Source organism: Acinetobacter sp. S4397-1 (assembly GCF_024129285.1).
Classification (GTDB): Bacteria; Pseudomonadota; Gammaproteobacteria; order Pseudomonadales; family Moraxellaceae; genus Acinetobacter; species Acinetobacter lwoffii_C.
The window spans coordinates 133092-146853 of the sequence record NZ_JAMXXZ010000002.1 but is presented as its reverse complement, the minus strand read 5'-3'; the positions used below and the strand labels follow the sequence as shown (position 1 = coordinate 146853).

Annotated in this window: 12 protein-coding genes; 6 read left to right on the top strand and 6 right to left on the bottom strand. The window is 43.6% G+C overall.

From position 1 onward, the window contains the following. Positions 1-34 precede the first annotated feature (34 nt). The 3 genes from hemL to NI467_RS01990 form a co-directional block, all read right to left on the bottom strand. A complete protein-coding gene (gene hemL / locus NI467_RS02000) occupies positions 35-1336 on the bottom strand; it encodes a glutamate-1-semialdehyde 2,1-aminomutase (protein WP_151204580.1) in 1302 nt (433 codons plus the stop codon). 45 nt (positions 1337-1381) lie between these two features. Next, entirely contained in the window at positions 1382-2002 is a 621-nt protein-coding gene (gene thiE / locus NI467_RS01995; protein WP_253150639.1) for a thiamine phosphate synthase, read from the bottom strand. Between the two features lie 427 nt (positions 2003-2429). Further along, on the bottom strand, positions 2430-2813 hold the full coding sequence (locus NI467_RS01990) for a DUF962 domain-containing protein (protein WP_151204577.1): 384 nt from the start codon (positions 2811-2813) through the stop codon (positions 2430-2432). Between the two features lie 318 nt (positions 2814-3131). Between NI467_RS01990 and NI467_RS01985 the strand changes: the two genes are divergently transcribed. Together NI467_RS01985 and NI467_RS01980 are read left to right on the top strand one after the other, a co-directional pair. Next, a complete protein-coding gene (locus NI467_RS01985) occupies positions 3132-4589 on the top strand; it encodes an inorganic triphosphatase (protein ID WP_253150637.1) in 1458 nt (485 codons plus the stop codon). 122 nt (positions 4590-4711) lie between these two features. After that, on the top strand, positions 4712-6166 hold the full coding sequence (locus NI467_RS01980) for a CYTH and CHAD domain-containing protein (protein WP_253150636.1): 1455 nt from the start codon (positions 4712-4714) through the stop codon (positions 6164-6166). Between the two features lie 10 nt (positions 6167-6176). Here NI467_RS01980 and NI467_RS01975 read toward each other — a convergent pair whose 3' ends face one another. After that, on the bottom strand, positions 6177-6809 hold the full coding sequence (locus NI467_RS01975) for a hypothetical protein (protein ID WP_151208179.1): 633 nt from the start codon (positions 6807-6809) through the stop codon (positions 6177-6179). Positions 6810-6919: 110 nt separating this feature from the next. On the opposite strand from NI467_RS01975, the gene NI467_RS01970 reads away from it, so the two are divergent. The 3 genes from NI467_RS01970 to NI467_RS01960 all read left to right on the top strand — a co-directional run bounded on the left by NI467_RS01970 (position 6920) and on the right by NI467_RS01960 (position 8785). Further along, positions 6920-7315 carry a DUF3144 domain-containing protein gene (locus NI467_RS01970; protein ID WP_151204571.1) on the top strand — a complete coding sequence of 132 codons (396 nt, stop codon included), beginning with the start codon at positions 6920-6922 and terminating at the stop codon, positions 7313-7315. A gap of 104 nt (positions 7316-7419) precedes the next feature. Further along, positions 7420-8484: an amidohydrolase gene (locus tag NI467_RS01965; protein WP_253150635.1), complete on the top strand. Its 1065-nt coding sequence runs from the start codon at positions 7420-7422 to the stop codon at positions 8482-8484. A 40-nt stretch (positions 8485-8524) separates the two neighbouring features. After that, complete coding sequence (locus NI467_RS01960) at positions 8525-8785, top strand: hypothetical protein (RefSeq protein WP_174659924.1); 261 nt, start codon at positions 8525-8527, stop codon at positions 8783-8785. A 73-nt stretch (positions 8786-8858) separates the two neighbouring features. On the opposite strand, the gene NI467_RS01955 is transcribed toward NI467_RS01960, so the two are convergent. Both NI467_RS01955 and NI467_RS01950 read right to left on the bottom strand, forming a co-directional pair. Then, the gene (locus NI467_RS01955; RefSeq protein WP_253150634.1) at positions 8859-11630 is read right to left on the bottom strand and encodes a pitrilysin family protein; all 2772 of its coding nucleotides are present in this window, start codon (positions 11628-11630) and stop codon (positions 8859-8861) included. Between the two features lie 140 nt (positions 11631-11770). Next, positions 11771-12592 carry a PhzF family phenazine biosynthesis protein gene (locus NI467_RS01950; RefSeq protein ID WP_253150632.1) on the bottom strand — a complete coding sequence of 274 codons (822 nt, stop codon included), beginning with the start codon at positions 12590-12592 and terminating at the stop codon, positions 11771-11773. Between the two features lie 421 nt (positions 12593-13013). On the opposite strand from NI467_RS01950, the gene gloB reads away from it, so the two are divergent. Then, on the top strand, positions 13014-13748 hold the full coding sequence (gene gloB / locus NI467_RS01945; RefSeq protein ID WP_151204562.1) for a hydroxyacylglutathione hydrolase: 735 nt from the start codon (positions 13014-13016) through the stop codon (positions 13746-13748). The last annotated feature ends 14 nt before the right edge of the window (positions 13749-13762 follow it).

The following is a 13762-nucleotide window of genomic DNA, read 5'->3' as shown; positions in this document are numbered from 1 at the left end:
TCAGGCTTAAATAAATAGTAGAAAACTAAAAAGTTTAGGCTTTCATTTCGGCAAACGTCTCAGCCGCAGCCTGAAGCGTAAAGGCAATATCGTCATCACTGTGTGCTGCTGAAATAAAGCCAGCTTCAAAAGCGGATGGCGCCAGATTTACTCCACGTTTTAACATACCGTGGAAGAATTTACGGAAAGCATCAACATCACATTTCAACATGGAATCAAAACTGGTGATGTCTACCTGATCCGTGAAATACAGACCGAACATGCCGCCCACTTGTTGAGTCTTGAATGGAATACCCGCTTCATCTGCCGCCGCTTGCAAGCCTGTAAGAAGTTTTTCAAGTTGTGCAGTCAGTTTTTCATAGAAGCCTGGCTCGCGCAGATGTTTAAACATCTCAATACCTGCACGCATTGCCAGCGGGTTACCAGACAATGTGCCTGCCTGATAGACCTTACCAAGTGGTGCAATGCACTCCATGACTTCTCGTTTACCACCAAAAGCACCCACTGGCAGACCAGCACCAATAATTTTACCTAGAGTCGTCAAGTCTGGCGTAACCCCATAATGCGCCTGCGCACCGCCTAATCCGACCCGGAAACCGGTCATGACTTCATCAATAATAAATACCGAACCGTGTTCATCACACACATCACGAATCGCTTGCAAAAACCCTTCAACGGGTGCGACCAGGTTCATGTTACCTGCAACTGGCTCGACAATTACACCAGCAATTTCAGAACCGAACTTGGCAAAGCATTCTTTTAAAGTTGCAATATCATTGTATGGCAGAGTTAAAGTATGTTTGGCAAAATCAGCCGGCACACCTGCAGATGTCGCCTCACCTTCACCCGTAGTCAAAAGACCTGAGCCGGCTTTGACTAGCAGAGAGTCGGAATGACCATGGTAACAGCCTTCAAATTTGACAATCTTGTCACGGCCTGTATAACCACGTGCCAGACGGATCGCAGTCATGGTCGCTTCAGTACCCGAGTTGGTCATACGAACCAATTCAATTGATGGCATGATGTCACAGATAATATCCGCCAGTGTCGTTTCATGCACAGTCGGCGCACCAAAGCTCAAGCCGTCTACAGCGGCATCTTGTACAGCCTTAATAATCGCAGGATGTGCATGACCCAAAATCATTGGGCCCCACGAACCAACGTAGTCTACATAGCGCTTGCCATCGACATCATAGAGATAAGCCCCTTGCGCCTTCTCAATAAAAACTGGCGTACCGCCTACGCTATTAAATGCACGCACTGGTGAGTTCACGCCGCCTGGAATATGTTTACTGGCCTGTTTAAACAATTGCTCTTGCTTTGGAGATAAGCTCATGGATGCACTCAACTAAAAAATGAAATATAAACAAAAAAAATCAAATTAAACTGTTTCTGCAAACAATGCAGCCCACGCATTTACACGCGCAGGAATGTCTTGAACCGCTAAGGCTAATATATCACTGATCACCGCACAAAGGTCAGCCCCTGCTTCAATCACGGCCTGAGAGTTTTCTACGCTTAACCCCCCAATTGCACAAATCGGCAACTGATATTTTGCTTTCGCCTGCTTTAGCGTTTCAAGCCCGATATTACCTGCTTCAGGTTTGGTATCGGTGGCATAGACCGCTCCGAAAGCGACATAAGTGGCGCCATCAGCAATCGCTTTGTCCGAAAGTTCAATTGAATTATTGCATGAACGTCCAATAATTGCGCCATGTGGCAAACGTGCAGCAGCGTCGGAAATCTCACCATCCGACTGTCCCAGATGCACCCCCAAGCCGAATTTTTCTGCCATAGCCAGATCATCATTAATCACAAAAGGTGTCCGGTATTTCTCTGCTAACGCTTTTATTAGCTCAACTTCTGCGTCTTGATCCGGTTTTGCCACTTTTTTACGGCGGTATTGCAAGATCGCAATATGGCCTGTCGCCAAGGCTGCTTCGAGTTTCTCTAATAAAAGTTCCAATGCATCATCATTGGTAATTAAATATAGACCGCGCATCGTACTCGCCACTAATAGAATGGCTCTATTATAGCCCGAAGCGTTGTTATTTTTGTGGTTCAGTGAAGTAAACCGCTGAATATCAAAGCCTGAATCTATTTTTATCTAAGGGGAGACCGTGTACTTGTTCTCCAACCTCAAAAGTCTTTTTGTAAGTAGAAAAATTATGTAATCATCTGCTGTATAAAAAAATTTGGCCCATTGCTGTCACCGGCAGCTTGATCGATTCAGTATTTTTAGGCATAAAAAAAGCCCGGAGAAGGTCGCTCCAGGCTTGGAAAACTGGTTGATTCAGAATAATTTACCTTGATAAAAACCTCAACTAAGTCATATCACGATTAATAAAATAATAAAATTTCGCTTACAAGTCTTTTTATCTGTTTGCACTTATCCATTAAAGCACTATTCAATAAAACATGGATATGAATTAAACAGAAATTTTATCGTATTGAGTATCAATCAAACTGATATTCATCCGTAACACATCAGCAAACATACGCCAGTCAGAAATAAAGCTGTAGAAAGGCTGCTTGAAGCTGGCCGGTTTATTTTTTTCAAAAACAAAATGTCCAATCCATGCGCAGGCATAACCTGAAAGCAGCCCATAAGCTAGATATTTGGCCTTACGCTGACGAAGCGCCTTGCTAAAAAAATAAAGTCCTATACTGCTTCCCGTAATATGCAGACGACGGCTCATAATGTGGCGATGTTCAGTCAGATAAAATCGGTAAAATTCATGATAATCACGAATTGGCATTTGCGGAGACGCCGCAACTATATTTCCCTGCTCTACTTGAATCGGTGCATTCATAACATCATCCTGAAGTCTTTCTGCAACATTAGCGCATAATTTGGACAATTAAAAGACTGTTCATCCTATAGTCTCAATCTCATTCTTGGTCTATTAATGACTGAATTTTCTAGTATTAAATAAACATATACCTATGAAATTTTATATTAATTTCTTTAATCAGCACTTTTTCCCTTTGGTCAAGTCTTACATGTGATTTGAATTTGGTTACAATCTGCTGCTTAAAAATCTAAAAATATTTCCGCGATCTTTCGCAACCTCATTACAGCAAGCAGGCTTCAGTCTTATTTGAATAGCTGAGCAGACAGGATAATTATCATGGTTGAAGTTGAACTCAAGTTTCAGATTCCGGCAGCACGCCGTCAAGCCCTGCTCAAGGCACTTGATCCTAAGAAATCGCAACAGATCCAGCTTCAGGCCAAATATTATGATACCACTGACCGTCAGCTAGCTCAGCATGGTGTGGCATTGCGTCAACGCCTTGAAGGAACACGCTGGATCCAGACTCTAAAAGCAGCTGGCAAAAGTCATATTGAACGCTTTGAGCATAATCATGATCTTGGAGAACTGGCTCATTCGCCTGAACTGGAGCTGAGTATTTATCAGCAGTGTCCTGAAGCTCAGGAAATTCTGGTGGGTGCCCTAGGGCAACAATTTGATCATCTAAAACTTCAGTTTGAAACGGATATTGTACGTACCTTACGTGTTATTGAGTATGAAGACAGCCAGATTGAAGTCAGTCTGGATGTTGGTCATATCCGCACGCCAGATGCTGAACAGGACGTACACGAGGTCGAGTTTGAGCTTAAACAGGGTTCTGTGCAAAATCTGCTGGCTATGAGCTTTGAATGGGTCAAAAAATATCAGCTCTGGCTGGATGTACGCAGCAAGGCTGAAATAGGCAATCTCCTGGCCAGTGCCCAAACGGTTAGCACGGCAACACAGGCTAAAGAATTTCAGCTGAGCAAAAAATCCAGTGCAGGCGAGAATCTATGCAGCCTGATTGCCCAGCAGATGCAGCATCTTTTACCTAATATCGCGGCCATATCGGCGCATGTGGCTGAACAGGAGCACATTGAGCAGGCACAACAGGCCCTGCATCATCTCCATTTAAGTCTGCTACTGTTTAAGGACTGGCATACAGGCGTTTCGGATAAATGGGCACATCAGCTGGAAGCATTTAAAAAACAGTTTGAACATTTACAGCATTTGCAACATATGCAAAACACGCTGGCCAGTTTCCTGCAAAATCCGACCACCGCAGAAAACCTGACCAAAGATATTCTGTATGCTCAGGAGAAACTGAATCATCTGGTGAAATCCACCCAAAATGTGCATCATTATCTGGAATTGCTGATTTTCAGTTTAAGCGGTCATCAGAAATCCGGGGCAGATCTGAAAACTGCGGCGCAAACCTGTCTGCAACAACAGTATAAAGCCTTGCAAGAACAAATGAATCAAACAGATAGTGCCGATTTTGACAGTCTGGATCAGTTGTCGATGCGTATTCAGGAATTGAAATTCAGCTTCCCGATTTTGACGCATGTCTATGATGTAAAGAATCTGCAAAAATACAGCAAGGCACTGAATGATGCCCAGCAGGCCGCCCAAGAATATCAAACTCTGGCATCTTCAGCGCTTTATATCCAGCAGACTGAACTGGAGGCCAGTGACTGGTTTGTTCTGGGGTGGCTGACCGCCAAGCAGGAAGTTTATGCACAAAAGCTGCTAGAAACGACCGAACAGTTTCTGGTCAGTCGCAAATTTCTTAAATAAATCTCATCAAAGAGTTTCAAGCACGCTACGGCGTGCTTTTTTGTTGCAGAAGTGCCTCACACAGCTATGGATCTTTGGGATATATTGAATGCTATCCCGTTACATCGTGCAGGTGTGATCCGATGGCAGAAGTTGAACTGAAATTTCAAATCCCTTTACATACACGCAGCCAGTTTGAACAAGATTTTCAGCAGTATGCGCCTGCCCGGCATCATCTATATGCCCAATATTTTGATACTCACGATCAGCAATTACAGCAACATAAAATCGCACTGCGGCAACGTCTGGAAGATAAACAATGGTTTCAGACGTTAAAGGCACCTGCGCGGCATGAGTTTGAGCGTTTTGAACTGGAACATTGCCTGGGAGAAACCCAGCCAGAATCGTGTAATTTTCATCTATATCAAAAAGATAAGCAGGCCAAAAAAATACTCAAGCAGGCAATAGGCAAGCTGAATACTCCCCTACTGCTCCAATTCGAAACAGAGGTCAAACGTCAGGTCATCCAGTATAATTACCAGCAGAGCCAGATAGAAATAGCTTTCGATATTGGAGAAATTCGCTCTGGAGACCAGATTGCTCATATTTATGAAGTCGAATTTGAGCTTAAAACTGGTACACTGGATCAACTGATTGAATGTGTAGAAACTTGGGTTGAACCTTATCAGTTGTGGCTGGATGTACGCAACAAATCCGAACGCGGTTATGCCCTATTAAAGGATGAACAGCAGCTTCCAGTTCAGCATCAGGTTGTACTCAATTTAAAAGAGGAAAATAATGTTGCTAAAATCCTGCAAAAAATTGTAGCAAACTGTCTGACTCATCTTTTTCCGAATGCAACGGCAATTGCCTTAGAACACTATAATAGTGACCATGTGCATCAGGCACGTGTTGCAGTCCGTCGTTTACGCAGTGCCTTAAAAATTTTCCAGTCCGAAACCAAAGAATGCCCGGCTGAATGGCAGGATCAGCTGCGGGATATTTTTCAGCAGTTAGGCGCTACCCGCGATCGGGATGCCTTAGCTGGAAGCCTGCTCCCACAATTAAAACAAGCCGGTTCACCACTTTTAGTATTACCTCCTGCTCCTAAAGGGCAGCTCAATATCAGTCAACTGTTTCAACAGCCCGCGACTACAAAGCTGTTTCTTGAACTTTTAGGCTTTAGCCAGCGCAAATTTAAGCCACATCCATCTTCCCATAAAACACTTTGCACCAGTCTCAGCAGCTTGCACCACAAAATTTGTAAGGATGCAGCCAATTATATACAGCCGGATATTGAGGCACGGCATCGCACTCGCAAGCGAGTCAAGCGTTTACGCTATAATATTGAATTTTTGCAAAGCCTGTTTGCTGAGCAGAAAGTGAAAGCGTATCTCAAAGCATTAAAGCCCGTTCAGGAAAGTTTAGGACATTATAACGATCTGTTCGTTGCAGAAGAGCTATTCCTTCCCTATGTGAAAAAGCAGCCCAAAGCCTGGTTTGTGCTGGGATGGATTAAAGCTGAACAACAGCGCCTGTCTGCTGAGGCTGCGGCCCGGTTAGTACAATTTACTAAAACCGGGCCATTCTGGTCATAGCGATATGGCTTTAACGATTTTTGCCATATACTTTCCAGATATTATTATCCGCCAATGGATCGCTATAACTGTCACTGCGTTGTTTGCGTGGCTTATCGCGTGCATCCACCAGCTCAAAGTCTGGCTCGACACTCAGCACGATCCCATTTACATAAAATCGGGTGCGCGTATATTCACTTTGCCCATGCTGAAATACATAAGTCCGTAAGTCAACAAATTCACGGTGGGCCACCAACGCTGCTGTTTCATCACTGTCCAGCCAACGCTGCATGGCAGCCACCTGTTCTGCTTCAAACTGTCCGCATTTTTCTATCAGACTGGCAATACCGCGAAAGGTTTTGGATTCTTTGGCCCGAGTCTTATTAATACGGATGCGATCCACATGAAAATAGAATAAGGGGAGATTCAGGTGACCGGGCAGATGAACTGCATCTACGACCTCATCTTCCATAAACGGCTGAAACAGGTCTTGTGCCCTTTCAATCAGACCCAGCCATTGTTTGTAATATTCATCCACCTGCGACTTGGTGCCATAGTAAATCGGCAAACCTTCAACATTGGCCAGATTTGCGGGTGGCCATATATTCTGGCGCAACAAGGCAATATCACTTTTCAGGCTTTGTACCGCAATTGCATCTTGCATGGTATTCACACTTTAATTGCTTAGGCTATTTTTAGATTAAGGCAAAGGTTTAGTTTCTGCAAGGCTTTGCCTATAATTAGACATCAAGATTTTATAGTCAGGAAAAATTCATGGTTCAAAAGATTGAAGCAACCGATGTAACCGAAGAAGAAGCGTTAAATGCTGCATTCTTTGAACGTGCTGATGAATTTATTAAACAGGCCAATGAATTTAGCCGCGTAGAAAAAGGTTCTCAGGAAAATCCGGCAGACAAACGCGGTCAGGTCAGCGCTGCAATGCTGTTTGGCACAGCCCGTTTTAATACCTGGGTCGCTGCCAACAATTTTAAAGATGGCAATGAAATGCGCGATGCTAAAGATCAGGTCATGTCTTATATCTTGCAGCAGTTCCAGATGATGCTGGAAGACAATTATGATGAATACTGCGAGCAGTTTGAAAACTATTTACGTTTCCGTCGTAATGAAGAGTTTCATGCCAATAAGCATCAACACGACCACGATCATTAATGAAAGCCCTACGGGGCTTTTTTTATGGATACAAAAAATTGACTTTAGGCTGATTGTAGGCCTATATAAAAAATAATAAAAATTAAGGATAGACCAAGAATATTATGCAATCACTTCCCTTTCCGATCATTGACCCGCATATCCACCAATGGGATCCCTATACTACCCCGCATGCCGCGGCTTTCGCGGTGAAGCTGTTTGGCAAACATCCTAGATTGCTAGACAAGATGGTTCGACTGTTAAAACCCAAAGATGTGATTGAAACGATTGGCTTGACTGAACATCTGACTGCACCCTACCTGCCTGGAAATTACAAGAAAGATGCAGGTCATTATAAGGTGGAGCAGATTGTGCATGTCGAAGCCAGTTGGCATCAACAGAAAGGTACGGGCGTGGTAAACGAAACCCGCTTCATCGCTGGACTTCCTTTTGATCAGCATAATATCCAGTTAGGTGGCATTGTCGCCACGGCGGATCCACGACAGAAAAATTTTAAACAGCTCCTGCAATTACATCGCGAAGCCTCACCCAAGTTTCGTGGCATCCGTAAAATGGCAGCAGTCCATGCAGATAAAGCTATTCATGCATGGGCAGATGAACCGCATCTGTACCGCAATAAAAAATTCCTCAAAGGTTTTGAAGAACTGGCCAAGCAAGATTTAAGCTTTGATGCCTGGGTATATTCGACCCAGCTTGCAGATGTTACTGCGCTGGCCAAAGCCTTTCCAGACACACCTATCGTATTGGATCATCTGGGTACGCCTGCTGGTTTATTTGGCAAGGTGGGTAAAGGCACGGGCAAGACAGCTCAGCAACGTGAATATATTTTTCAGGCATGGAAAGAGGATCTGGCTGAACTGGCACAATGCACGAATGTATCGACTAAAATGTCTGGCTTGTTTATGCCTGTTTTAGGGCATGATTTTCATCAGCAGAAACGACTGGCAACTAAACAGGAACTAGTAGAACGTGCAGCTCCCCTGATTCAGCATGCTTTAAACTGCTTTAGGGCTAAGCGCGTGATGTTTGCGTCCAACTTTCCGATGGACCGTGTCAGCAGCTCACTCACTAACATTATTGATGCGTTTAGCGATATTGTGCAGGCTTATGATGAAAATGCCTTAAAGCCGATTTTTTATGAAAATGCTAAAGCGTTTTATAAATTATAAGAATAAGCGTCTGGATCCTTAAAAAAGGAGGAAAATACATATGCTCTGGGAAGAAATGATCGCTAGTCCCTTGTCAGAAAAACTTTTATATATTTGCCTGGTGATCTGTTTTAGTGGAATGGCATCCTGCTATTACCAACATATGATTCACTTACCCTTTAATAAAGATATTGCTTTCGGAGCAATCTTAATATCAGGTGGTATTTTCCTGTTTCTTTTTGCCACTTTCTGGTGGAGCTTAGCCAGTGCTGTGCTATCTGGCGTTTTAGGTGGAATCCTGTTTACCAGAAAAGTTACTTAAATTAGGGCTTTAAATAATATTGAAAAATAAAAAATCCCCGACTTGAGGGGATTTTTCTATTTACCTACTCACACTATGATTGCTTAACTTCTTTTCCATACTGATCGGCCATCACTTCCACCAGCTGATTTGGCTTGATGTATTTTTTAATCACGGCATCAATGTCGGCTTTACTCAGTTTAGCAATCGCCTGATCACGTTTTTCCCGATACAACAGATTACGGTCTTTATCCAGTTGCGGAACCAGCATGTTATGAATACGGCGATCATCTTCCAGCGCATTTAAGCGTTTTTTTAGAATACTGGCTTTGGCAGCTTCCACTTCCTGTTCCGTGACACCCCGGGTCAATAGCTCATTCAGCACTTTATATACTGCTTGTGAAACTTGTGCTGATTTCCCTGCCGTATAGTTTGCATCAATGGAGAGCGCGCCTGACTCCGCCCATTCATCAAACTGGAGATTGGCACCAAATCCATAGACCAAGGCATTTTTTTCACGTAGCTCCTGAGCCAAACGGGAAGACAACTGGGAATTCCCCAGAATATATTCAAAGACCTGCAAAGCCGGCACATCAGGATTGTCCGCCCCCACCGGCAAAGTCATCAGTGCCTGATAGCTGCCAAACTCACGCTGCTCGGATAAGGCATGAACTTGTTGGGCAGGATAAGCTCTATATACCGATTTCAGGCGCTCATAAGGCTGTTGGGTTTTCCAGTCAGCAAAACTTTTTTTCAGGATGTTTTGCATGGACTTGGGGTTAAATTCACCCGTAACCGCAATTTGTGCATGATGGGTTTTAAAAAACTGCTGATACAAGGCCACTACCTGTTCACGGGTGGCCGCTTTAAACTGTCGGGTCGCCAGCTCAGGTTCAAAATGATAGCGAATATCTCCTGGCTGGTAGATTTCAATGATTCGCGACATGGTCAGCCCAGCAACAGTATCTGGCTCCGTATAAGGACGATCCAGAGTTGATAAAGTCTGCCCCTTGATCAGATCAAACTGGCTTTGTTCAAATACCGGGTTTTTAAGCACCTCAACCACATACTGAAAAAACTCTTCGAATTTTTCTTTTTTGGCACTGATTTGAATGGTCAAGCCATTCACCGCTGCACTTGCAGTGGCAGATCCGCCAACTTCGATAATCTTGTCTGCAATCTGCTGCAAACTCTGGGTTTCTGAAGAACGCAATAATAGATATGCCATCAGATCCAGTACTTCACCCTTATTCAATAAGGTTTGTGCTGTACCAAAATCCAGGGCAATGGTGGCATATACCTTATCATCACGTGTAGTGGTCGGAAACAGCGCATATTTAATGCCATTTTTCAGCTTACCGCGCTGGATCTGCTTTTCTTTTTCATGCAGATATTGCTTGGACTGCTGCACATAATCTTTCACTTCCGCCTGATAAACCCTGACATCCTTTAATGGTTCTTCTGCTTCAGCCGAAGGCGCTAAACTTTTTTGTGGGGCTTCGCTCTGCGCCAGTTGCTGTGCTTTTTTCTGATCTTCTGGTGTAGGCAGAATATTCCCGAAAACACGATGCTCTGGTTTAAAAAAGACCTGATAGGCTCGATTGACATCATTCACACTCAGCTTTTGGATCGAATCCAGATCTTTAAAGTATTGGCTCCAGTCCCCAGAATAAGCCACTGCATAATCACTCAGACGGGAACCTATCGCGGCTGCACTATTTTTGATCATATCGGCCTGGTTACGCACCAGATTTTTTGTACGGTTAAGTTCGACTTCATTAAAAGGCTGACTCTGCTCTATGCCTTGTATCAATCCTTCCTTTACACCTGGTGCCTGATGATTCGGTCCATAAATCGCACCCATCATCACCAGATTAAAATCCCGGTCGAGCCAGGTTGCGGATTGCACTGTGGTGGATTTCCCGGTTTCCACCATACTTTGATACAAATGTCCGCTCGGTTGCAGCGTATATAGCGTCGGCGAAATCGCCAATGCTGTTTTAACACTTTCATTGGCACCCGTTAAATAAATACTATATTTTGCCAGATCACTGCCTTTTTGCACGGTAAACTCACGCGGTGCGATCTGTTCAGGTTTTAAAGGCGGTACCTGGGCCTGTGCCGGAATGTTGCGCGACTGGATCGGGCTGAAATGGCGATCAATCTGCTTGAGCACATCCGCCTTGTTAAACTTGCCTGAGATCACCATGAAGGCATTATTTGGTGCATACCATTGACGGTAAAACTGGTTCAGCTCCTGCATATTAATGGATTGCAGTTCCTCCAGATCGCCAATCGCCAAACGCCCAAGATACTGATTGCCATAAGCCGCTTTAAAGATTTGATCCATCATGACCGAAAAGGGCTGATCCAGACGAATTTCGCGCTCACGTTTCACAATATCAATTTCAGTCGGGACATATTTTTCTTGCAGCACCAGTTTGTCCATCCGCTCGGCTTCAAGAAAAATCACTTCATTGAGCGCCGTCTGCTCAGGACGAATCACATTGGTATATTTGGTAGAATAATAGTCGGTACTGGCATTGGTCATTAAAGTATATTGATCCAGTCGACGCTGGAATTCATCCCCTTTGACATTGCGAGTGCCTTTAAAGGCCAGATGTTCCAGAAGATGAGCCAATCCCCCCTTGCCTTGCGGATCATTCAGTGAACCGGTCAGATAAACCGTGTTCATAAATACTTTATTTTCTTTGTCATTTGGCACGAGAATAATTCTTAAGCCATTTTCTAATTTATATTCTTCAACATTCTGCTCAGTTTTTAGTAGCACTGGCTGGGCCAGACTCAGCACCGAATAACCAGATAATAAAATCGCCAGTGTTAAACTTTTAAAGCGTATTAACATTCTTTATCCAAAATTTTAAAGGTGAATTTTTATTACCGGTCTATATTAGAAAATGACTCTTACTCTGAATAATCTTTTAAACCGGATTGCCAGAAATACCATACCGTCTGCCAAGACGATATTATGTTTTACAATGTAATTTAGATAAAAATTTCAGCCTGCATATATAACCTGGCATAGCCCGAAATTTCAATCCGATCTTCAGCTTTCAGACTGCAATACAGCTCGCCACCCCGTGCCGAAGCCTGATAGGCGACCAGTTCGGTCTTACTCAGTTTTTCCGCCCAAAGCGGTGCAATACCAGTATGGATTGAGCCTGTCACCGGATCTTCATCAATTCCGTTACTGGGCGCAAAGTAACGAGAAATACAGTCATATTGCGTAGCACCTGTGGTAATCGCCACATCCAGCAAGCTCCCCTTTGCCGTAATGGCCGTTCGCTTGCCATTTAACTGTCTGAGCAGTTCAAAGTTCGGCCGTTCGTCCAGAACATCCTGTACCGATTCATATTCAATAATATAGCCTTGAGCATTCAAATAGACATTTTTAAAAGGTTTGCTCAGGGCCTGTCTGAGTTCATCCGGATATTCTGTCACCTGCTTGGCTCGACGAACTGGAAAATCCATTCTGATTTTGCCATCTGTATCCTGAGTGGCCGTAAAAATCCCCAGATCTTTAACATGAAACTGAATAGTCTTGGCTGATGTAAAATCTTTAAACAGCACAAAGCTGCTGGCTAAAGTAGCATGTCCACAAAAATCCACTTCTCTGGTCGGAGTAAACCAGCGAATCGCATAATTTTCTGCATCCCATACCTGAACGAAAGCGGTTTCGGACAAATTATTTTCCAGGGCAATATTCTGCATCAGGCTGTCATCTAGCCACTGCTCCAGCACAATCACTGCGGCCGGATTTCCTTTAAACAGTGCTGTAGTGAAGGCATCCACCTGGTACATTTTCATTTTTATGCTCCTGTATATTAAGGTCTGTTGACCATTTATCTATGTCTATGTTTGTGACGTAAAAGGAATATCTCGCACTATTTTTAGCGAAGATATGGCAGGCAATGATGCACTGAAATTCAATCGCCAAAACAACTGCGCTACTAAATCACAGCAGCAAAATCCGAAACACTATTAAAATTCAGGCTATTTCGTCCTGTACACTCTTGCTTTAAAATAACTTCTGCAAAATCACATCTGCATACAATATCAAAAGAATGGCAAATAGCCATCAATATTGAAAAGGCTATGGAAGTAGCCACGTCAAAATCGCAAAGCACTATCGTTAATATAATTTCTTGATCAATCGGCACTTTATGCGAACGCTAAAACATCGGTAAATATGTTAGGTTATCAGCAAAACCCTTTAGGCTGATTCGCTATGTCCTCATACAAAATTCATTGCATTGATGTCAAAAACTCCTTACAAAACTATATCTGGTTACTGGAACATCTACCTTCCCATCAAGTCGTGGTGATTGATCCGACTGAAGCAGAACTGGTTAAAACCTATTGCACCGAACATGCTCTGATACTCAGCCAGATCTGGCTGACTCACTGGCACAAAGACCATACTGGCGGTGTAGCCGGATTAATTCAGGAGCAGAACCTCCCTGTTTATGGTCCACGCGCAGAACTGAGTAAAATTCCGGTGATTAGCCATCCGCTTGAACATGAAAATCAATTTAACTTTCATGATATTGAAGTTCAGGTTATCTCCGTTCCCGGGCATACCTTAGGCCATATCGTTTATTTTATTGATACGCTTGATGTGCTGTTCTGTGGTGATACCCTATTTGCGATGGGCTGTGGCCGTGTTTTTGAAGGTACGTATCAGCAAATGTATCATTCTCTGTCGCGTCTGGCTGCCTTGCCTCCCCGTACACAGGTCTATTGCACCCATGAATATACCTTGTCTAATGCACAGTTCGCCAAACATGTTGAGCCAGACAACCTGGAGATTCAGGAACGTTTGGAACAGGTGAAGCGTTTGCGTATGCTCGGTCAAAACACTCTGCCAAGTACCATTGAGCTAGAACTTCAAACCAATCCATTTTTACGCGCCAATAGTGTTGAAGAATTCCAGCAACTGAGAATGCAAAAAGACAATTTCTAATTCCTCATTCTCAG